The organism is Pannonibacter sp. I15F10I1, assembly GCF_900185665.1.
Lineage (GTDB): Bacteria > Pseudomonadota > Alphaproteobacteria > Rhizobiales > Stappiaceae > Pannonibacter > Pannonibacter indicus.
Genome location: NZ_FYAN01000026.1, coordinates 1,067,590 through 1,088,731 on the forward strand (window position 1 = coordinate 1,067,590; position 21,142 = coordinate 1,088,731).

19 protein-coding genes and 1 tRNA gene are annotated in these 21,142 nt (G+C 62.3%); 10 read left to right on the top strand and 10 right to left on the bottom strand.

Annotated elements, in window-relative coordinates:
* Nucleotides 1-109: 109 nt before the first annotated feature.
* The 3 genes from IF10I1_RS18180 to IF10I1_RS18190 all read right to left on the bottom strand — a co-directional run bounded on the left by IF10I1_RS18180 (nt 110) and on the right by IF10I1_RS18190 (nt 2,874).
* Nucleotides 110-1,783 carry a methyl-accepting chemotaxis protein gene (locus IF10I1_RS18180; protein ID WP_186393759.1) on the bottom strand — a complete coding sequence of 558 codons (1,674 nt, stop codon included), beginning with the start codon at nt 1,781-1,783 and terminating at the stop codon, nt 110-112.
* A 256-nt stretch (nt 1,784-2,039) separates the two neighbouring features.
* Nucleotides 2,040-2,408 (bottom strand): membrane protein insertion efficiency factor YidD, encoded by a 369-nt coding sequence (gene yidD, locus IF10I1_RS18185; protein ID WP_208977666.1) that lies wholly within the window; start codon nt 2,406-2,408, stop codon nt 2,040-2,042.
* A 25-nt stretch (nt 2,409-2,433) separates the two neighbouring features.
* Nucleotides 2,434-2,874, bottom strand: a complete 441-nt coding sequence (locus IF10I1_RS18190) for an iron-sulfur cluster assembly scaffold protein (protein ID WP_050471415.1) — start codon at nt 2,872-2,874, stop codon at nt 2,434-2,436.
* A gap of 271 nt (nt 2,875-3,145) precedes the next feature.
* On the opposite strand from IF10I1_RS18190, the gene folE reads away from it, so the two are divergent.
* From folE to IF10I1_RS18205, 3 genes are all read left to right on the top strand, one after another.
* A complete protein-coding gene (gene folE / locus IF10I1_RS18195) occupies nt 3,146-3,781 on the top strand; it encodes a GTP cyclohydrolase I FolE (protein ID WP_050471330.1) in 636 nt (211 codons plus the stop codon).
* A gap of 28 nt (nt 3,782-3,809) precedes the next feature.
* Nucleotides 3,810-4,286 (top strand): phosphoribosyl-AMP cyclohydrolase, encoded by a 477-nt coding sequence (gene hisI / locus IF10I1_RS18200; protein ID WP_186393760.1) that lies wholly within the window; start codon nt 3,810-3,812, stop codon nt 4,284-4,286.
* A gap of 184 nt (nt 4,287-4,470) precedes the next feature.
* Nucleotides 4,471-5,760: an O-acetylhomoserine aminocarboxypropyltransferase gene (locus IF10I1_RS18205; RefSeq protein WP_186393761.1), complete on the top strand. Its 1,290-nt coding sequence runs from the start codon at nt 4,471-4,473 to the stop codon at nt 5,758-5,760.
* A 146-nt stretch (nt 5,761-5,906) separates the two neighbouring features.
* On the opposite strand, the gene IF10I1_RS18210 is transcribed toward IF10I1_RS18205, so the two are convergent.
* A complete protein-coding gene (locus IF10I1_RS18210) occupies nt 5,907-6,989 on the bottom strand; it encodes a COX15/CtaA family protein (protein ID WP_186393762.1) in 1,083 nt (360 codons plus the stop codon).
* A 157-nt stretch (nt 6,990-7,146) separates the two neighbouring features.
* Here IF10I1_RS18210 and IF10I1_RS18215 point away from each other — a divergent pair, with 157 nt between their 5' ends.
* Entirely contained in the window at nt 7,147-7,359 is a 213-nt protein-coding gene (locus IF10I1_RS18215) for a DUF2842 domain-containing protein (protein WP_050471326.1), read from the top strand.
* Here the strand turns inward: IF10I1_RS18215 and IF10I1_RS18220 are convergent.
* Entirely contained in the window at nt 7,319-8,401 is a 1,083-nt protein-coding gene (locus IF10I1_RS18220; RefSeq protein ID WP_186415452.1) for a polysaccharide deacetylase family protein, read from the bottom strand. The two genes, IF10I1_RS18215 and IF10I1_RS18220, sit on opposite strands and share 41 nt — an antisense overlap.
* A 213-nt stretch (nt 8,402-8,614) precedes the next feature.
* Between IF10I1_RS18220 and IF10I1_RS18225 the strand changes: the two genes are divergently transcribed.
* Complete coding sequence (locus tag IF10I1_RS18225; protein ID WP_186415451.1) at nt 8,615-9,748, top strand: GNAT family N-acetyltransferase; 1,134 nt, start codon at nt 8,615-8,617, stop codon at nt 9,746-9,748.
* Between the two features lie 30 nt (nt 9,749-9,778).
* Here the strand turns inward: IF10I1_RS18225 and IF10I1_RS18230 are convergent, their stop codons facing one another.
* On the bottom strand, nt 9,779-12,079 hold the full coding sequence (locus tag IF10I1_RS18230) for a GumC family protein (RefSeq protein ID WP_186415450.1): 2,301 nt from the start codon (nt 12,077-12,079) through the stop codon (nt 9,779-9,781).
* A gap of 193 nt (nt 12,080-12,272) precedes the next feature.
* Here IF10I1_RS18230 and IF10I1_RS18235 point away from each other — a divergent pair, with 193 nt between their 5' ends.
* The 5 genes from IF10I1_RS18235 (at nt 12,273) to IF10I1_RS18255 (ending at nt 17,138) form a co-directional block, all read left to right on the top strand.
* Nucleotides 12,273-12,830, top strand: a complete 558-nt coding sequence (locus tag IF10I1_RS18235; protein ID WP_186415449.1) for a polysaccharide biosynthesis/export family protein — start codon at nt 12,273-12,275, stop codon at nt 12,828-12,830.
* Nucleotides 12,831-12,933: 103 nt separating this feature from the next.
* The gene (locus tag IF10I1_RS18240) at nt 12,934-14,154 is read left to right on the top strand and encodes a glycosyltransferase family 4 protein (RefSeq protein ID WP_186415448.1); all 1,221 of its coding nucleotides are present in this window, start codon (nt 12,934-12,936) and stop codon (nt 14,152-14,154) included.
* Nucleotides 14,154-15,767, top strand: coding sequence for an undecaprenyl-phosphate glucose phosphotransferase (locus IF10I1_RS18245; protein ID WP_208977383.1), 1,614 nt, complete (start codon nt 14,154-14,156; stop codon nt 15,765-15,767). Before IF10I1_RS18240 ends, IF10I1_RS18245 begins: the two co-directional genes overlap by 1 nt.
* Nucleotides 15,764-17,071, top strand: coding sequence for an O-antigen ligase (locus IF10I1_RS18250; protein WP_208977382.1), 1,308 nt, complete (start codon nt 15,764-15,766; stop codon nt 17,069-17,071). The genes IF10I1_RS18245 and IF10I1_RS18250 overlap by 4 nt, the downstream gene beginning before the upstream one ends.
* Nucleotides 17,062-17,138 (top strand) — tRNA-Pro (locus tag IF10I1_RS18255). Before IF10I1_RS18250 ends, IF10I1_RS18255 begins: the two co-directional genes overlap by 10 nt.
* Before the next feature lie 846 nt (nt 17,139-17,984).
* Here the strand turns inward: IF10I1_RS18255 and IF10I1_RS18260 are convergent.
* The 4 genes from IF10I1_RS18260 to plsX all read right to left on the bottom strand — a co-directional run bounded on the left by IF10I1_RS18260 (nt 17,985) and on the right by plsX (nt 21,132).
* On the bottom strand, nt 17,985-18,605 hold the full coding sequence (locus IF10I1_RS18260) for a MerR family transcriptional regulator (RefSeq protein ID WP_050471318.1): 621 nt from the start codon (nt 18,603-18,605) through the stop codon (nt 17,985-17,987).
* Between the two features lie 22 nt (nt 18,606-18,627).
* On the bottom strand, nt 18,628-18,942 hold the full coding sequence (locus tag IF10I1_RS18265; RefSeq protein WP_019962525.1) for an integration host factor subunit alpha: 315 nt from the start codon (nt 18,940-18,942) through the stop codon (nt 18,628-18,630).
* A gap of 151 nt (nt 18,943-19,093) precedes the next feature.
* Nucleotides 19,094-20,071 (bottom strand): beta-ketoacyl-ACP synthase III, encoded by a 978-nt coding sequence (locus IF10I1_RS18270; protein WP_050471317.1) that lies wholly within the window; start codon nt 20,069-20,071, stop codon nt 19,094-19,096.
* Nucleotides 20,068-21,132, bottom strand: coding sequence for a phosphate acyltransferase PlsX (gene plsX, locus IF10I1_RS18275; RefSeq protein ID WP_186415447.1), 1,065 nt, complete (start codon nt 21,130-21,132; stop codon nt 20,068-20,070). Before plsX ends, IF10I1_RS18270 begins: the two co-directional genes overlap by 4 nt.
* Nucleotides 21,133-21,142 lie beyond the last annotated feature (10 nt).

Here is a 21,142-nt window from a genome sequence, read left to right on the forward strand (position 1 = left end):
CTGCGGCGCAACCAATTGCCTGGACACGACCTAAAGCCTGCGACAAAGCCAACGGGCTGAATCTCATGATCCAGCCCGTTGCATGTTCCTCATTCCATGAGCCAGCCGGTCAGGCAGCCCTGAGATTGCGCAGGAACTGCGTGACCTCCTGCTCCAGCGTGCGGGACTGGCCGGAGAGCGTGGTTGACAGTCCCATGAGCTGCGTCGAGGCTGCGCCGGTCATCTCTGCCGCCGTACCAACACCGGCAATGTTCTGGGTCACCTCGTTGGCACCAGAAGCGGCGCGGTTGATGTTCGTTGCGATTTCGACGGTTGCTGCCCCCTGCTGCTCGACAGCTGCAGAGATCGCCTGAGCCGCATCCTGAATGGTGTTGATGGTGCTGACGATCTCCGAGATCGAGTCGACCGTCGTCCGGGTTGCCGCCTGAATTTCTGAAATCTTGACCGAAATCTCGTCGGTAGCCTTGGCCGTCTGGCTCGCCAGCCCCTTGACCTCTGCCGCCACAACCGCAAAGCCCTTGCCTGCTTCACCGGCACGCGCGGCTTCAATGGTCGCATTCAGGGCCAGAAGGTTCGTCTGCTCGGCAATCGTCGTGATCAGTTCAACCACCTCACCGATCTTCTGGGCCGCATCGGACAGGGAGTTCACATGCCGGCTCGTCATTTCAGCCGTTGAGGCTGCATTCTTCGAGATGACGGCAGAACGGTCAACCTGCGAGGAGATCTCGTTGATGGAGGCAGAGAGCTCTTCAGCGCCTGCGGCAACCGTCTGAACATTGACCGAGGCCTCTTCCGCCGCTCCCGAGACTGCCTGTGCTTGACGCGAGGTCTCTTCTGCGTTTGCAGACAATCCCTCAGCCGCACCGGCAACTTCGCCGGAAGCGCGCACCAGTGACTGGATCAGTTGCCCCATGGCCGCTTCAAACTGATCGGCCAATGCACGGCGCTCGTCCAGAGCCCGCTGGGCATTCCGTGCCTCCGTCTCGACCTGTTCCGCCCGCAGCCGCTCATTTTCTACAAGGCTGTCACGGAATGTCTGCAGTGTACCCGCCATATCGCCCAGTTCATTCTTGCGGCCGACACAGGGAATGGCGGCAGAAAACTCTCCGCCTGCAATCCGGCTCATGGCGCCGGATATTCCGACAATGTTGCGGGTTACGTTGGCGACAATGTAATAGATATAAGACAGACCAATAAGGGCCGCGACTGAAGCGACAACAGCGAAGATCCAGAAGGCCCTCGAATAAGCCTCCTCCGCATGCGCGACAGACGCAGATGATCCCTGCTGATTTATATTGATAAGCTTAACGAGATCATCGGACATATCATCAAAGACAGAACGTAGCTCCCCTCTGAGAATATTCGCCGCCTCCTCATTTTGGTTCTGACGAGACAGGCCGAGAACGTCTTCACTGCGCTTCAGATAGCTTTCCCACTTTGTCCTGAAATCGTTGTAGATGCTCTGCTCCTCGGGAGAAGAGATCAACTTCTCATAATCCCTGGAGCTGTTCACGATCGCGGTTCTGATGCTTTCAAGAAATGTCTCAGCGGACCTCATTGAAGCCTCATCAAGGGAAGTGATGTGTTCAGCCTGATAAATCCGGAAGTCTGACGTTGCAGTATTGATGCTATTGACCACCGCAACACTTGGAAGCCAGTTACGGCCCAAGTCTTCAGTACTGTCGTTTAGCGTCGCCAGCCCGGATAAACCAGCCCAGACAAGGGCCGCCACGGCAGCGAGCAGCCCCGCTGTGAATGAGATCAAGAGCGTCTTCAGGCTCATTTTACATGCCCTCAATATTAAATTACCTAAAGTAATTTGATATATAAAAACTAACAGGCGCTTAATTTTATATTGCTGATTGATTAACCATCATTAACCCCTACGCTTATGGCTTATTTCTCCAAAACCACAACGCAAAAGATACGATGCAGCAAAGAAAAATCCGAATAACTCAACCAATGATATGCACGGCAGTGCAGTTCTATTGTTATTTTTTACATCCCACAGCAGGGTGCATCTGATAAAGTAAATTTTATTACGTAATATGCCTGCCGGACCAGCGGCCATAGCGCCAGGGCAGATACCAGCGGGCGGAAGGGTTCAGCGCTTCCGGCACGGGGTCATAGCCGGAGGACCCCAGCGGGTTGCAACGCAGGATGCGGGAGAGGCCGAGCCAGCCGCCGCCCCAGAAGCCGAAACGGCGGATGGCCTGACTGGTGTAATCGGAACAGGTCGGCGCGTAGCGGCAGCCGCGCCCCATGAACAGGGACAGCGAGTGGCGGTAGACCCAGATCAGCCCCAGCGCCGCATAGGCAGCCGGAGACAGGCGGCGCGGCGGCAGTGGGGATGCAGGCTCACACCTCACCTCCCTCTCGACACTGTCCTTGCCGCACTCACCGCACATCAAACAAACTCCAAGCCCTGCCTGCTCAGGCAGCCGGGGCCTTTGCCTCGATCTGGTCGAGCGCATCCACAACCGCATCAAAGGTCAGCAGGGTGGAGGCATGGCGGGCCTTGTAGTCGCGCACGGGCTCCAGGAAGCGGAACTCCTCGAACTTGCCTTCCGGCGGCGGACCGTTTTCCTTCAGCATGGCCGTTACGGTCCGGCGCAGGTCCCGCAACTCCTGCGGCGTGCAGCCGATGATGTGCCGGGCCATCAGCGAGGACGAGGCCTGACCGAGGGCACAGGCCTTCACGTCATGGGCGAACTCGCTCACCTTGCCATCGCGCACCACCAGATCGATGGTCACGGTCGAGCCGCAGAGCCGGGAATGCGCCTTGGCACTGGCATCGGGCGAAGCCAGCCGCCCAAGGTGCGGAATATTGCCCGCCAGCTCAAGGATGCGGGTGTTGTAGATGTCATCAAGCATGCGTGCCATATCCTCATGACAGCGGTCTGGGCCTTGCTGCCGGCACCCGGCCACGGAAGACAGGTGACAGCAAAAGACGGAATCGGACCACTGGGCGCTTTGCGGCGCGGGTCTTCTTCCTATATAGAGCAAGACTTGCTTCTGTTCAGCCCCGGGCTGAAGCTGCAGGAGCAGGTGTGAGAGGTTTGCGGCAAGTTTCCCCTGCCGTGATCCGGAGCAGTCAAGGCAACGTAAGATTGGCTGTTCATCCACTGTCTCAAGGACCAAACCAATGGACGCCATCTTGAAGCCTGCTGACGAAAAGGCCCCACGCCGCGCACCGCACGAGATTGCGCGTCCGAGCCGCGAGCAAGCCGAGGCCGCTGTCCGTACCCTCCTTGCCTATATCGGCGAAGATCCGGAGCGCGAGGGCCTGCTTGATACGCCCAAGCGGGTCGTCAAGTCCTATGCCGAGCTTTACAGCGGCTATGCGGAGGACCCGAAGGCGCATCTGGAGCGCACCTTTGAGGATGTGGGCGGCTATGAGGACATGATCATGGTCCGGGGCATCCCATTCCATTCCCATTGCGAGCATCACATGCTGCCGTTCATCGGCAAGGCCTATATCGCCTACTACCCGTCCGGCGGTGTGGTCGGCCTGTCGAAGCTCGCCCGCGTCGTCGATATCTATGCCAACCGGCTTCAGACGCAGGAAAACTTGACCTCGCAGATCGTCTCCTCCATTGACGAGCATCTGGCGCCGCGCGGCATCGCGGTGATGCTCGAAGCCGAGCATCAGTGCATGACCATGCGCGGCGTGCAGAAGGCGGGCGTGTCCACGATCACGACCCAGTTCACCGGTGTCTTCCAGGACGATCCGGCCGAGCAGGCCCGCTTCATGACCTTCATTCGCGGCGGAGACCGTTAATCTCCGCCCACCCCGGCGGAGAGTTGACGTGAGCAAGACCGGATTTGATCCGCGCGGATCAAAAAGCGACATCGAGAACGGTCTGTCGTTCCAGCCCAAATTTGATGAAAACGGCCTGATCGCCGCCGTGGTCACCGATGCCACGCGCGGTGATCTGCTTATGGTCGGCTACATGAATGCCGAAAGCCTGCGCCGCACCATCGATACGGGCGAGGCCTGGTACTGGAGCCGCTCGCGGCAGGAGTACTGGAAGAAGGGCGGCACCTCGGGCCAGGTGCAGAAGGTGCGCGAGATCCGCACCGATTGCGATCAGGACGCGATCTGGCTGATCGTGGATGTGGAAGGCAACGGCGCCACCTGCCACACCGGCTACCGCTCCTGCTTCCATCGTGCCCTCACCCGCCATGAGGATGGCTCGGTCTCTCTGCGTCTGATGGAAGACCACAAGGTCTATGATCCTGCCGATGTCTATGGCCACTCCGGCTGTGGGCATAATCACGGATAGATTGCGCAATGCGCGCGCATGGAAGCTGACGCAGGGGCTTTTCCGGCCCCCGCGCAAATCCTTTCTCCGGCGGACACTTACGCCGCAAATCCCGTCTTTGACCTTCTGCTCCGGCGCGGGCACACTCAGCGCCGGATCGTGCCTTCCCGTGAAGGCGAACCGCATAAAATCCTGGGAGGATGGAATGACTGCAGGAACACCCGGCTTCTCGACGCTGGCCATTCACGCGGGCGCGCAGCCCGATCCGGCCACCGGCGCGCGCGTGACACCGATCTATCAGACGGCCTCTTTCGTCTTCAACGATGTGGACCACGCCGCCTCGCTCTTCGGCCTTCAGGCCTTCGGCAACATCTACACCCGCATCACCAACCCGACGACCGCCGTTCTGGAAGAGCGCGTCGCAGCGCTTGAGGGCGGCACCGCAGCGCTGGCCGTGGCTTCCGGTCATGCGGCCCAGCTTCTCGCCTTCCACACGCTGATGACGCCGGGCGACAGCATCGTTGCCTCCACCAAGCTCTATGGCGGCTCGATCAACCAGCTCAACCATTCCTTCAAGAGCTTCGGCTGGAACGTCATCTGGGCCGACCCGTCGGATCTGGCCGCCTTCGAGGCCGCCGTTGACGGCACCACCAAGGCCATCTTCATCGAAAGCCTTGCCAATCCGGGCGGCATCGTCACCGACATTGCAGGCATCTCGGCCATTGCCAAGAAGAAGGGCGTGCCGCTCATCGTCGACAACACGCTGGCGACCCCCTATCTCTGCCGCCCGATCGAGCATGGCGCGGATGTGGTGCTGCACTCGCTGACCAAGTTCATGGGCGGCCACGGCAATTCCATGGGCGGCGTCATCGTCGACGCGGGCACGTTCAACTGGTCGGCGAGCGGCCGCTATCCGCTGCTCTCCACACCGCGTCCGGAATATCAGGGCATGGTGCTGCACGAGACCTTCGGCAACTTCGCCTTCGCCATCGCCTGCCGCGTGCTTGGCCTGCGTGACCTTGGCCCCGCCATCTCGCCCTTCAATGCCTTCATGATCCTGACCGGCATCGAGACCCTGCCGCTGCGCATGCAGCGCCACTGCGACAATGCGCTGAAGGTCGCCGAATTCCTGTCGAACCATCCGAAGGTGGCCTGGGTGTCCTACGCCGCCCTGCCGGGCGATGCGGGCCATGCGCTGCAGCAGAAATACTGCCCGAAGGGCGCAGGCGCCGTCTTCACCTTCGGCGTCAAGGGCGGCTATGACGCGGGCGTTGCCCTTGTGTCCGGCGTGGAGCTGTTCTCGCACCTCGCCAACATCGGCGACACCCGCAGCCTGATCATCCACCCGGCCTCCACCACCCACCGCCAGCTCTCCGACGAGCAGAAGACCCGGGCCGGCGCTGGCCCGGATGTGGTGCGCCTGTCCATCGGCATCGAGGACGCAAGCGACATTATTGCTGACCTCGAACAGGCCCTCGCCAAGCTGCCGGACTGAACCGGGGCTGGTTGAAGCCCAAAGTGCCCCCCCCCCCCCCCCGCCGGATCGCTCCGGCGGGGGTTTTGTTTTTGAAAAGAATCGCTTGGGCGGAAAAGGTGCGAGGCTGATTCAGCTGCTTCGCACCTTGATTCAAACAAACTGATTCAACTGCGGAACGGTGCCTCGCCCTTCAGGCGGACGAGATATTCCACCGAAAGGCCAAGCACGATCACCGCCATGGCCTGATGGGTCAGCGCCACGTCCAGCTTCACATGCAGCAGCAGCGTGGCGATGCCGATGGCGGCCTGAAGCAGCACGGCAAGGCCGAGCAGGAGAGCGGTGCCGCGCAGGCCCTTGTGGGCATTGGTGCGCAGTGTCATGACCACAAGCGCCACCACGGCCAGCACCAGCACGTAGGCGCCCAGACGATGCTGGAACTGCACGGTCATGACATTCTCGAAGACGTTCCGCCAGGCCGGGTCCATGGCAAGCAGCCCTGCCGGGATGATCTGCCCGTCCATCAACGGCCAGGTGTTGAAGGTGAGACCCGCATTCAGTCCGGCAACGAGGCCGCCGAGGAAGATCTGCACAAGGACCAGACCAATCACCACCTGTCCGAAGCGGGACAGCCTCTGCCCCTCCTGAGGCGTTGCTTCCGTGTGCGGCGCAAGCCTGCGCGCGAGCCAGAAGATATAGGCGAAGATGATGCAGGCGAGCGTGAGATGGACGGCGAGCCGGTACTGGCTGACATCCGTGCGCTCCACGAGGCCGGAGGCCACCATCCACCAGCCGACCGCGCCCTGCAGCCCGCCAAGCACCAGGCCCAGCACCAGCCAGGGCTTCAGCCAGCCCTCGATGCGCCCCGTGGCCCAGAAGAAGACCAGCGGCAGCGCAAAGGCCACACCGATGAAGCGGCCCAGCTGCCGGTGTGCCCATTCCCACCAGAAGATGAACTGGAACTCCTCAAGGCTCATCCCCTTGTTGATGAGCTGGTATTGGGGAATCTGCCGGTACTTGTCGAATTCCTCCAGCCATTCCGCTTCGCTGAGCGGCGGGATCATGCCATGAATGGGCTTCCATTCGGTGATCGACAGGCCCGACTCGGTCAGCCGTGTGGCACCGCCGACAACGACCATGGCGAGGATCAGAAGGCAGATGCCATAGAGCCAGATGCGGATCTGGGTGCGGTGGCGTGCGGCCATCTGCGGGGTCTGGGCAAGGGGTGAAACCATCTGTGAGGTGGACATGTCGCCTTCCGGATTTGACCTTTGACCGCTTGGGATATAGGTCCGCCCTGAGGAGAGCAAGCTGCGGCCTGCGGGGTTTTCCTTATTGCGACATTGCGACGCTGCGCGCAATCGCTGCAAGGATCACGCAGGCGCAGGCCAGAGGAGAGACCGGTTCATGCCTTCATTGCGGAAATTCATCGGCATGGTGCTGCTGGTGATCTTCGTTGTCGTCTATGCGCTCACAGCCATGGTCATCGGCGACATGACGCTGCAGCAGTCGTCCAACACGGTGCGGATGATCTATTTTGTCATTGCCGGTCTGGTCTGGGTCATTCCGGCGGGCGCGATCATCTGGTGGATGGAGCGCGGCGGGAAAAAGCCCGGCTGACCCGCCGGAACGCCCGGTACAGGGCAAAAGGCGCGCCGGTCAGATATTCGTCGATCACCTCCGGCCCCTGAAAATGCCCGTTGAGCGAGACGCGCGGCAGCAGCATGGCCTGTCGCGCGTGAATGGACTTGAGCACGCCCGGAACAGTCGTCACCCCGGCCCTGAGGCCAGCCCCTGCGGCCAGCGCCGCCTCGCGCAGGCCCGCGGTCTCCGCTCCGCCGTAAGGATAGGCGATGAAGGCGGGCCGGCGGCCCAGCTCATCCTCGATCCGCTCGATCCCCCGGCGGATATCGGCTTCCGCCCCGGCTTCCGGCAGGCGGGCCAATGCGTGGTGATCATGCGTATGGGCGCCGATGCTCACCAGAGGATCACGTGCCAGACTACGCGCTTCGTTCCAGCTCAGCATCTCCTCATCGGCCAGTGCCTCGAGATCAAAGCCGTTCAGCGCACAAAGCTCGCGCACCATGGCCCGCTGGCCGGTTTCGTCCAGTTCTTCCGTCAGAAGCTGGACAATCGCAGCATAACAGGCCTGCTTCTCCTCCAGCGTGGCACAGGGAATGAGCGAGGCCTCCCCCCTCGCGGCAAAATGCAGCACGTCCTGAGCGGCAATCATCCGCTCCAGCGCGATCCACCAGAGCTCCGAAGTCCGGTCAAGAAAGCCCGATGTCAGGAACAGGGTGAAGGGAACTCCCATCTGCTTGAGCAGCGGATAGGCCACCGTCAGATTGTCCCGGTAGCCGTCATCAAAGCTCAGCACCGCGTAGCGCTCCTGTCCGAAGCAGAGCTTCAGCCGGTCGACGGCCTCTTCCATGGACACGAACTTGTAGCCTCGGGAGCGGACACGCTCGATCACCTGAGCGAGAAATTCCGGAGTGATTTCAAGATGACGGTTCGGCTGGAACGTATCCTGACTGGCTGGACGCACCCGGTGAAGGGTGAAGATCAGGCCACAGCCTTGCGTGAAGGGGGCCAGCACATGGCCAAGCCTGCTGCGGCGAAGCAGCCAGAACCCTGTGTCAAATAACTGCCGCCGCTGGCTCATTCCCGTTGCCGTTCTCCCGGCCGCTTCGGCCTTCCGGCCCTTGGTACACTTTTTTCAGCCTTTGGTGCAATGCTACGGCTCAGGCAACATGACGCAGACAGAAGGCCGATGGGCATGCACCGGTCAGCCGGAACAGCAGCAAGATCCATTGACCGGACGGAGTTTCCCACCTCTCCGGCCGCACCATTGCTTGCGCCCGCAAATTCTCCAGTCGTGACCCATCTTGAAAGCCTCGGAGAAGCCCGCAGCCGCTGGCTGCAGCTTCAGGCGGCAGGGATCTACGGCCACTATCAGCGTTTCGACTGGCTTGAGGCCTGGCATGTGCATGTGGGCAGCGCTCTGGGCGTCAGGCCCCTGATCATCATCAGCGAAGACGCTTCAGGGCCTGCGATGATCCTTCCGCTTGCTCTCAACAGGCGCGGCGGAGCCACCGTGCTGGAATGGATGGGCTGGCAACAGGGCAACCAGAACACCGGCCTGTGGCGGGCCGATGCCTATGCGGCCGCTGATCCGGTTGAGCTGTCCCGCCTCTTGTTGAGGACCGCAAGGCAGGCCGGCGCCAGTCTGGTGGACCTGCGCAACATTCCCCTCACCTGGGAGGGCCGCCAGCACCCGCTCGCCCACAAGGGCACGCCTGCCAAGGATACCGTCTTCCGTGGCACGGTGGCAGAGCCTTTCGCAACGCTGCGGACGCGCCTGCAGTCCAAAGACAGCCGCAAGAAGGACGCGCGCAAGCAGAAGGCACTGGAAGCGCTGCCCGGCTTTGCCATCCGCACGCTGGAGACGGCTGCAGAGATCGAGGCAGGGCTCGACACCTTGATCAGCCAGCGGCAGGAACGCGCCCGGCAAACCGGCATCCCCAGCGGCTTTTCCGCCCCGGGCCAGCGGGCCTTTCTGCGCAAGCTGCTGCTGGAAGGGGCGGGCAAATCCTTCCCGGCGCTACAGATCAAGGTGCTGGAGGCAGAAGGCGAGGTTCTTGCGGCCTATCTTTCGGGCCTTTCCGGAAACACATGCTACGCCTATGCCAACAGCATCGGCACCGGCAGCCACTCCCAGTTCAGTCCCGGCATCGTTCTTCTCTCAAGCCTCATTGCGGCGTGCTGCGAGGACCCGGCCATCCAGACACTGGACCTCGGACTTGGAGACGAGCGCTACAAGCATCCCTGGACCCAGCCAGAGCCGCTCAGCGATCTTGTTCTGGCGGCAGACATGCGCGGGCGCTTGATCAGGCTGGTTCTGGATGTCCGCCGCACGGTGCTGAGGCGGCTGCGTCAGACCCCTGCGCTGTGGACCGGCGTCCGGGCTGTCCGGCGGTTTGCAGCTACGCTCCGCCGCCTGAAGGGCTGACGGCTCACGGCCGCCTTCCGGCAGGGCGTATCAGGCAGCGGCCTCGCCGGAGCCCTTGCGCCGGCGGATGCGTTTCACCCTCACGTCGGCATCCGTCTGCGAGGCGATCAGATCCAGCCTTTCAGCCAGAATGCGCGGCTGAATGTCCGCAGGAACCGTCACCACCACCTCATCGGCAAAGCCAAGCATATGGGTAGCTGCCGCCGTTTCAGTGAACTTGCCGAGATCAACAACGATCCGGTCATAGGTGGCGTCGATGGCGTCCAGCACCAGCGGGAAGCGTTCGTCGACCACGTCATCGCTCAGAGCCGGACGGCCCGCCTCGATGATATGCGCCCGTGATCCGGCATCCCGGTAGATCACCGAGGAGAAAGACGCCTTGCCGAAGACCAGATCGGCAAAGCCGGGCGCGGCGCCGGGATCTTCGCTCTCGGGAAAAACCTCGACCAGCAGCGCGCGCTCTTCGGCATGACCCGCTAGATCCCGGACCAGCCGGAAGGCAAAATCGTGGGACAGTTCCGCATCCGTCAGCGCAACAACGGCAACACGGCGCGGCGCTGCATCTGCGGCGTCATCCTCAGAAGCAGCGTCTGCCCCGCCCATCACCGGCGTTGCGGCAAGGGATGCCGCACTGGCGGCGGCACGCAGGCTGTCGATTGCCGCAGATGCCCCACTCTGCCCTGCCTCAGTAACTCCGGAAACACCGCCGTGATGTCCGTCATCCGCCTGAGACTGCAACAGCTCCTCATCTGAAGCTGCTGCTGCAGCAGCAGCAGAACGGTCTTCGTCTTCCTCTTCTACTACACCGTTCACCGGAGCGCCTTCGGCGTGTTCCGTTTCCGCCTGCTGGCCCTGCTGAAGGTCTTCCGGCTCCGCCTCCGGGCCACGCAGGATGACGGGAGCCGTGTAGGCTTCGGCCTCGTTGACAGGCTTCAGCGCTTCCCCGGAGAGGAACTCACGCAGGATGACAATCGCACAGCCCAGCAGGAACGTGGCGAGAGCCGAGATGAAGGTGAACAGCCCGATCTTCGGCGAATAGGGCTCGATGGGCACGCCTGCCCGCGAAATCACGCGGGCATCGGCCGGCAGGGTCTCCGCATTGCGGCCCGTGTCTGCGTTGCGATAGCTCGCCATGAGCGCGTCCAGCTGCACCGCCCGCGCATCAGCTTCGCGCTCCAGCTCACGCAGGCGCACCTGATCGGCGCTGGAGCGCGCAGCCGCAGCCTTGAGCTCTTCGACGCGGCTTTTCAAGGCAGCTGCCTGCTGCTTTGCCACCGCTGCGTCATTTTCCAGTCCGGTCAGAATCTTGCGCGCCTCGGAACGGATCTGCGCGTCATAGTCAGCGAGCTGCGACGTCAGCGCGCGGATCTGCGGGTGACCGGGCAGAAGCGTCGTGGACAATTCGGCAACCCGCGACTGGATTTCCACCTGCCGTTCCCGCAAACGCTGGATCAGGCCTGAATTGAGCACCTCGCTCGCCCCTTCAAGCGAGCCGCCGGTGTCCAGCAGCCTGCGCAGCTGCGCGGCCTTGGCGGCCGCCTCGGCTTCAGCAGCCTGTGCAGACGACTGCTGGGAGCTGATCTCGGAGAGCTGAAGTTCGTTGAGCGTCCGGTCGCCTGCGCCGGTCAGGAGGTCAGCCTTGGCCCGGAAGTCTTCCACGGCCTTGCGTGCGGTCTGCACCTCTTGTGTCATCCGGCGGATCTGCGGCTCCAATGCGGACGCTGCAGCGGCGCGGCTTTCCCGCTTGGCGGCGGACTGCATCTGCAGATACTCGTCCACCACGGCATTGGCGATTTCAGCTGCCAGAACCGCACTCTTGGCCGAATATTCGACCGCGATCACCCGGGACCCCTCCACCCGGTAGACGTCGAGATTGCGGGCAAAATGGCGGAGCAGACGTTCCTCGGCTGAAATGCGCGACGGGCTGGGAGACAGGCCGATGCTGATCAGCAGCTGCTGCAAGGTTCCGGCCTGCGTCTCGGCCTTGAACTCCGGCACGGATGCGAGGTTCATCCGCTGCGCAACGCGGCGGGCCAGATCCACGGAGGTCAGAAGCTGCACCTGGCTGGCAACGCCCTGGCTGTCCAGCAATGCACGCTCGTCTTCCGCCCCGCGGGCGGCGCCGGGGAACAGGGCATCGGCCGACTCGATCAGAACCCGCGCCTCGCCCTTGAATTTTTCCGGGACGAACTGCAAACCGGCAAAGACAAGCGCCGCCACAATCAGCGTCAGCGGCAGCAGCCAGCGCAAGGACCGGGCAATAGCACGCAGCAAGCCGCCGAGATCCAGCGCCATATCCTGCGGCTGATAGATGTCCTTCGACCCGCCCATGCACCTCACTCCATACTTGTTAGAGCGACAATGGCAAAACATGGTAAGTGAACCATTAAGCAATCCTATTTCCAGTCCAAATGAAAATTAACCTTTATAAACGAACGTTAAACACCACTCCGGCCCGACTATACGTTCACGTGCCATTAACCACGTTTTGCGAATGTGCCTCTGTGTCAGCCTGGAGTAAGTCATGTACGCGCGCCTGTTCGCAGCATTTGCCATCGCCCTCACCCTTGCCGGGTGCAGCGGCTACAAGCGCCCACCGTCTGCCTTTCACGAAATCCTGACCCAGCCCTACCGGCTCGACTCCAGCGACCGCCTGCGCATCATCGTTTTTGGCCAGAATGACCTCTCCAACACCTATGTGGTGGATCAGGCGGGTTATATTTCCATGCCTCTGATCGGGTCCGTTCCCGCCCGCGGCAAAACGCAGCAGGAACTTGCTAAGACCATTGAAGCCTCACTGCGCAAGGGTTTCCTGCGCGATCCGAATGTGTCGGTCGAGGTGGACCAGTACCGCCCGATCTTCGTCATGGGCGAAGTGCAGGCTGCCGGCCAGTACGCCTACGTGCCTGGAATGACAGTACAAAATGCTATTGCAACGGCTGGTGGCTTCTCTGCCCGTGCAGAACAGGCCAGCGCGGATCTCACACGCCAGATCAATGGCGAAATCCTCAATGGCCGCGTTCCAATCACCGATCCCGTGCGCCCGGGAGACACAATCCATGTCCGCGAGAGATTATTCTGAGGCGGGTGAGGATTAACCTGAAGATCACCCCTTTGGTCTAGTCTGCTTCCTGTTCACGCAAGAGTTCCGTAAAGAGAGCCTGCGTGAGGTCAGGGAGTTTCAAATGAATTCGCAACCGCTGCGGATCGTGCACTGTCTCCGGTCTCCAATCGGGGGAACGATCCGGCATATTCATGATCTGGCAAAAGCCCAGGCCGCAGCCGGCCACGAGGTTGGGCTCGTTTGCGATTCTTCCACCGGCTCTGCCTTTGACCTTGCCATTCTCGAAAGGCTTCGCCCGCATCTTGCGCTCGGTGTCACCCGTTTTACCATGCGCCGGCACCTCACCATTCAGGATATCGCTGCTGCGGCGCGTCTCTACGGCAGCGTGCGCGCGCTCGCACCGGATGTCCTGCACGGGCATGGCGCAAAGGGCGGGGCCTATGTGCGGCTGATCGGCTCGCTGCTGCGCGGGCGCAAACACCGGCCGGTGCGGGTCTATTCGCCGCATGGCGGCAGCCTCCACTACGATCCGAACAGATGCGAAGGGCGGATTTATCACTCCATTGAGCGCCTGCAGAACCGCTTCACCGATGGATTGCTGTTCGTTGCCGACTACGAGAAGGCAGCCTATGAAAGCAAGATCGGCGCCCTGCGCGTTCCCTCAAGGGTTGTTTACAACGGTCTGCTCCGCGAAGACTTCGAGCCGGTTACCCAGCAGGCCAATGCCGCTGATTTTGTCTATGTCGGCATGCTCCGCCAGCTCAAGGGCACGGACCTGTTCATAGACGCCATCTACGACCTGACACTGCAGACCGGACGCAAGATCAGCGCCATCATCGCAGGGGAAGGTCCGCAACGAGCCGAATTCGAGGCAAGAGCCGCTCAACTGGGCCTGGCAGATTGCATCACCTTCACAGGTGCCATGCCCGCGCGCCGCGCCTTTGCCATGGGCCGCTGCGTCGTCGTGCCCTCCCGTGCAGAGGCCATGCCCTATGTGGTTCTGGAGGCCATCGGCGCGGGCATGCCCATCGTCGCGACACGGGTCGGCGGCATTCCCGAGATTTTTGGCGTTCATGCAGACCGCCTCGTCGATTCCGGCAGCAGCAGCCGCCTTGCCAGCGCCATGCGCGCGGTCATGGCCAGTCCGGAGCGGGCCCGCGCCCAGACCGCAGAAGTGCGGCAAAGCATTATGAGCACCTTCACTGCACCGCGTATGGGTGAGCTTGTCATTTCTTTTTATCATCAATTACTTGGCATTCCCACTGTCACCAGCACGGAAGCCACTTCCTCCCTCACCCAAGGCGCATCGCTTTTGGCGAGATCGAGCAAGCAGGGATCATAATGACCACCGATTCCACGACTCCCCCCTTGTCCCAGGCCGCCGCCGCTCCTTTGGAGGGGCCGGCAAGAGCCGCAGATGATGCCGAGAGCCTGCGCAAGCGGCTCGCAGAAGAGCTGCGGCGCTCGGATACAGCCGCAGACGCCACCCGGGCCAGCAGCGGCTCCGGCACCGCGCTTTCGCCCCCGGCCGAAGAAATCGCCCGCAGCCTGCGCAGTGACGGCATCTCCCAGCCGGTGCTCGAAGGCTCGGTCCGGTTGCTTGATGTGATCATCGTCGCTGCAACGGGCTTTGCCAGCCTCAGCTTCTCCGGCACGCCCTTCACCGCGCTGACCTTCGGCGCCGTCGCGGCCGCGCTCTTCTTCACCCTTGCCTTCTTTCAGGGCTTTGATGCCTATCAGGTCCGCGTCCTGCGTTCGGGCCTTGCCCAGACCGGACGTATTGCCGGTGGCTGGACGCTGGTCCTCGCAATGTTCGCCATCGCCTTCGTGACGACCGACCTGCCGCGCCACATCGCGCCGCAGGCCGCCGGTCTCTGGTATGCTTCGGGTCTGTTTGGACTGGTTGTCAGCCGCCTCATCCTGTCGCGGCTTGTCAGCTCCTGGATCCGCTCAGGCCGGCTTGAACGGCGCGCGGTCATCGTCGGCGGAGGCCAGGCCGCCGCTGATCTTATTCATGAGCTGGAAAGCCAGAGCGGCAACGACATCCGCATCTGCGGCATCTTTGACGACCGCGCCAATGACCGCTCGCCGGAAGTGGTGGCCGGGTATCCGAAGCTAGGCAACATCGATGCACTGGTGGAATTTGGCCGCCGCGCCCGCATCGATATGCTGATCGTCTGCATTCCGTTGCGCGCCGAAAAGCGCGTTCTTGAGCTCCTGCGCAAGCTCTGGGTGCTGCCCATCGACATCCGCCTCTCCGCTCATACGGACAAGATGCGTTTCCGCAACCGCGCCTCCTCCTTCATCGGGGCGGTGCCTTTCGTCGATGTGGTTGAAAAGCCCATCACCGACTGGGACATGGTGGCCAAGCGGGTATTCGACGTGGTGGTGGCAAGCCTTGCCATCATTGCCCTGTCCCCGGTGATGCTGGCGACCGCCATTGCCATCAAGCTCGACAGCCGCGGCCCGGTGCTGTTCCGCCAGAAGCGCTACGGCTTCAACAACGAGATCATCGACGTGCTGAAGTTCCGTTCGATGTTCCATGACATGGCCGACCCGGCCGCAAAGAAGGTGGTGACCAAGGGTGATCCGCGCGTCACCAAGGTGGGGCGCTTCATCCGCCGCTCGTCCATCGACGAACTGCCGCAGCTCTTCAACGTGCTGGCAGGCACCCTCTCCCTAGTCGGCCCGCGTCCGCATGCGGTCAATGCCCACACCAATGACCAGACGTGGGATGAGGTGGTCTACGGCTACTTCGCCCGCCACAAGGTGAAGCCGGGCGTCACCGGCTGGGCCCAGATCAACGGCTGGCGCGGCGAGGTGGATACGCCGGAGAAGATCCAGAAGCGCGTCGAGTTCGACCTCTATTACATCGAGAACTGGTCGATCTTCTTCGACATCAAGATCCTCGCCCTGACGCCCATCCGCCTGCTGAATACGGAGAACGCCTATTGAGCATCGGGGCCGCCATTGCGGGACAACAGGGCAGCGGCCGCAGGCTGCTGATCCCTGTGTCACGCATCAGCGCGGCGGCCCTGTGGGTGGCCGTGTTCCTTGGCGGCTTCGTGATCGAGGAACCCGCCCCTTACGAGCTGTTCATGGCCGGGCTTCTGGTGCTGTGGCTTCTGTTCGGGCTGCGCCTGCGGCCTGAGTTCGGCCCGCTGACCGTGCTTCTCATCCTCTTCATGGCCGGCGGCACCATGGCGGTGCCCTTTGCCCGCGATGTGCCCACCGCCGCCATGTATATGGCCGTCTCCGGCTTTCTCGCCGCAACGGCGATATTCTACGCCGCCGTTGTCAGCGCCGATCCCGGCCGGCTGTTCCTCATCGAGCGGGCCTATGTTGCAAGCGCGCTTCTCTGCGCCTCCATAGGCGTTGCCGCCTATTTCCGGCTGTTTCCCGGCAGCGAGGTGTTCACGCTCTACGGCCGGGCGCGCGGGACCTTTCAGGACCCTAATGTCTTCGGCCCGTTCCTGGTGCTGCCCACGGTACTGCTGGTCCACCGGCTGCTGACGCGGGGCCTGTTCTCAAGCCCTGCCGCCTTGCTGATTCTGCCCGTGCTGGTGCTGGGCATCTTCCTCAGCTTCTCGCGCGGCGCCTGGGGCCTACTGGCCCTGTCCGGCATCATCGTCTACCTGCTCAGCCTCATCCATGAGCGCCGCCCCCGGGAACGGTTGCGGCTGGTGCTGGTGGGTGCAGGTGGGCTTGCCGCCGTGCTGCTGCTTCTTGCGGCCGCCTTGTCCATCGACAGCGTCGCTGCCATGTTCAGCGAGCGGGCAAGACTTGTGCAGGACTATGACGGCGCCCGCCTCGGCCGCTTTGCCCGCTATGGCATGGGCTTCGAGATGGTGATGGAACGCCCCTTCGGTCTCGGACCGCTGGAATTCAACAAGTATTTCCCCGAGGACGAGCACAACGTCTACCTCAAGGCCTTCACCTCCTATGGCTGGCTCGGCGGCGTTGTCTACCCGCTGCTGGTGATCTGGACGGTTGCTGCTCTCGTGCCCCTGCTCTTCCAGCACAGGCCGTGGACGGGCTTTGCCCACTGCGTTTTTGCGGTGCTCGTGGGCCATGCCTTGATGAGCGTGATCATCGATATCGACCACTGGCGCCACTATTTCCTGCTGCTCGGCCTCGCCTGGGGCCTCATCGCCATCCACAAGCTTGAGCAAAAACAGCGGACTGTGGATTTGAATGCAAGGCAAGTCTTGCGCCGGGCAAAGGAAGCGGATAGAGAGAGCCCTGTCGTCGGGCAGTAGCGCAGCCTGGTAGCGCACTTGACTGGGGGTCAAGGGGTCGTCGGTTCGAATCCGGCCTGCCCGACCACTTAAAGCCGAAAGCTCCACGGAGCATGGCAAGTGGCACCGGCGACATTTTTCCTGACATGGTGAGATGGACTGGCATGCGCTTCAAAGCGTCAGGCCTCCCATTTTCGTCATGGCATGACCTGATCATGCCATCCATGCCGTGACCTCTCATCCCGCCCCGGACAAGCGTTTCTCCGCCACAATCGACGTGCAAACCGTGCGGAAAGGCAAGGGAATGGGTGCCATGATCAAGTCATGGCATGACGGAGCGCGGGGCGGATTTTGCCGGAAAAACGCTGGCGCCCCGGTGGATGCAGCATCAACGCCTTGCCCCATCACCGCCCGTCTCAGCCCCTCTCCTGTCCTCCCAACCCATCCGTCTTCGTCATGGCATGACTTGATCATGCCATCCATGCCGTGACCTCTCATCCCGCCCCGGACAAGCGTTTCGCCGCCCTACTCGACGTGAAAACCGTGCGGATAGGCAAGGGAATGGATGCCATGATCAAGTCATGGCATGACGGAGTGTGGGGCGGATTTTGCGGGAAAAACGCTGGCGCCCCGGTGGATGCAACATCAACGCCTTGCCCCATCCCCGCTCGTCTCAGCCCCTCTCCTGCCCCCTCAACCCATCCATTTTCGTTATGGCATGACCTGATCATGCCATCCATGCCGTGCCCCCTCATCCCGATCCGGACAAGCTTTTCTCCACCATATTCGACGTGCAAACCGTGCGGAAAGGCAGGGGAATGAGTGCCATGATCAAGTCATGGCGTGACGGAGTGCGGGGTTAAAGCTTGAGCAAAAGCTGCGCGTGCCCTGCACCGGACTGATCAGTCCGGCGGCGTTCAGCACATCCCGCGCCCTACCGCGCCTGATCCAGCAGGCGCTTGCATTCCAGAAGTTCGAACAATGTCGCCTGAAGCCGGCGCACGTCGTCCTTGGAAAGGCCCGCCTCTTCGTTGCGGTCGGAGAGGAAGCGCTCCATGAAGCGGAAGCCTTTGCCCTGTGCGGCGTGAGCACGCGGATCATTGTCCGCCAGAAGCCCGCGCGGCAGAACCTCGCTCGGCAGGCCGCCCGTATCACGCGGGGGCTCCGGCTCCTGCATCACCACCTGGGGCTTGCGCTGGGGCGGCGCGGGCACGGCTGCACCGTCCTCGTCGTCCATGTCATCCATGCGCGGAGCGGCCGCCAGCGGAATGGCGTCCTCGCGCCAGATCTGCATGACGAAACGGGGTCCCTGCTCCTTGAGGATACGCTGGACGCCCTTGATCGTGTAGCCTTCACCGTAAAGAAGATGGCGGATGCCGCGCAGCAGCTCCACGTCATCGGGGCGGTAATAGCGCCGCCCGCCGCCGCGCTTCAGCGGCTTGATCTGGGTGAAGCGGGTCTCCCAGAAGCGCAGCACATGCTGGGGAAGATCGAGATCTTCCGCCACTTCGCTGATGGTCCGGAAGGCGTCCGGGCTTTTTTCAGACATGCTCATGCTGCGTCACCGGTCCGGAAGCTCAGTCGCTGCCGTTGCCTGCCAGCGACTCGTTGATCTTCTGCTTGAGTATGTTGCTGGGCTTGAAAACCATCACCCGGCGCGGCGAAATCGGCACTTCCTCGCCGGTTTTCGGATTGCGCCCGATCCGCTCCCCCTTGGAGCGGACAAGGAATGACCCGAAGGAAGAGAGCTTGACGGATTCGCCCGTCACCAGGCAATCCGAAATCTCAGAAAGCACCCGCTCCACCAGTTCGGAGGATTCCGTGCGGGACAGACCTACCTTCTGGTAGACGGCCTCACAAAGGTCAGCGCGCGTGATGGTCCTGTTACCCATGCCTCCTCCTCGCCCGGAGCGTGATCCGGCTGATTTTGCAGTGGAACTTCTTTTCCGGACGTACGGTATTGCGTCCGGAAACGAGGGTCAACCGCAGATATGAGCGCTGTCAGCTTCACGCAAGGTGATGACACAGCCCCGTCAAAACTGCTTACCAGCGCAACAGGACCGAACCCCAGGTGAAACCGCCGCCCATGGCCTCGAGCATGATGAGGTCACCGGACTTCACGCGGCCATCCTTGACGGCAGCATCAAGTGCCAAGGGAATAGACGCGGCAGAGGTGTTGCCGTGAAGATCGACAGTGACGACCACCTTTTCCGGCGCAATATCAAGCTTCTTTGCGCTGGCGTCGATGATGCGCCGGTTGGCCTGATGCGGGATGAACCAGGTGAGATCTTCACCGGTCAGGCCCGTGGCCTTGAAGGCATCCTCGATCACGTCCGTGATCATGCCCACTGCGTGCTTGAAGACTTCCTTGCCTTCCATGCGCAGGTGGCCGACCGTCTGGGTCGTGGAGGGACCGCCATCCACATAGAGCTTGGACTTGTGCTGGCCGTCCGAGCGCAGATGCGAGGTCAAGATCCCGTGATCAGCCACGGTGCCGGAGGCTTCCCGCCCTTCCAGAATCACCGCGCCGGCGCCATCGCCGAAGAGCACGCAGGTAGTGCGGTCGTTCCAGTCCAGAATCCGGGAGAAGGTCTCAGCACCGATCACCAAAACGCGTTTTGCCTGGCCGCAGCGGATGAACGTATCTGCCGTCGTCAGGGCAAAGACGAAGCCCGAGCACACCGCATGCACATCGAAGGCCACACCGTGGCGCATGCCGAGAGCCGCCTGCACCTGCACCGCCGTGGACGGGAAGGTGTTGTCCGGCGTTGCGGTTGCCAGAATGATGGTGTCGATATCCTGCGCCGTGAGGCCCGCATGGGCGAGAGCCCGCTCGGCGGCCTTGATCGCCAGATGGGACGTGAATTCGCCCTCGGCGGCGATGTGGCGCTGGCGGATGCCGGTGCGCTGCACGATCCACTCGTCGGTGGTGTCCACCATACGGGCGAGGTCTTCATTGGTGAGGATTTTCTCGGGCAGATAGCTGCCGCAGCCGAGAACGGTCGAACGGATGGTGGTCACTCGTCACCTTCGGGAGTTTCAGCGGACACGGAAAAACGGCCACGGTGATAGTGGACGAGGTCCTGGGAGATCTTTTGCAGAAGTTCGTTGCGTACCATGTCATGGGCAAGGGCGATGGCGCTGGCAAAGCCCTCCGCATCGGTGCCGCCATGGCTCTTGATCACGACGCCGTTGAGGCCGAGGAACACGCCGCCATTCACCTTGCGCGGGTCAAGCTTCTCGCGCAACTGGTTGAAGGCGCCGCGGGCCAGCAGGTAACCGAGCCTGGAGAACAGCGACCGGTTCATGGCAGCGCGCAGATAGCCTGCAATCTGCTTGGCGGTGCCTTCTGCGGTCTTCAGCGCAATGTTGCCGGCGAATCCTTCGGTCACCACCACATCGACGGTGCCCTTGCCCAGATCATCGCCTTCAACGAAACCGGCATAGGAGAAGGAGCGGAACGGCGCCTCGCGCATGATGCGGCCGGCGGTGCGGACCTCTTCAAGGCCCTTCACCTCTTCCACGCCAATGTTGAGCAGGCCGACGGTCGGCTTTTCAACCCCGAAGAGGGCCCGGGCCATTGCCCCGCCCAGAATGGCGAAATCGATCAGCTGCTGTGCATCGGCGCCAATGGTGGCGCCCACATCCAGCACCACGCTTTCCCCGCGTGCCGTCGGCCAGATGGCGGCGATGGCGGGGCGGTCGATATTGGCCATGGTGCGCAGGCAGAAGGTGGACATGGCCATCAGCGCGCCGGTGTTGCCCGCCGACACGGCCACGTCAGCCTCGCCGTTCTTCACGGCCTCGATGGCGCGCCACATGCTGGAGCGCCAGCGCCCCTGGCGCAGCGCCTGGCTGGGCTTGGCGTCCATGGACACCGCCACTTCGCAGTGGAAGAAGGTGGAGGCATCGCGCAGGCGCGGGTATTTTTCCAGAAGCGGCAGGACAATCTTTTCCTGCCCGAAAATCAGAAACCGGATGCCGGGGTGGCGCAGCAGCGCAATCTCCGCCCCCGGCAGCACCATTTCGGCACCGGCGTCGCCGCCCATGGCATCAAGGGCAATATGAATGGGTTTTGCCATCTGAAGGTTC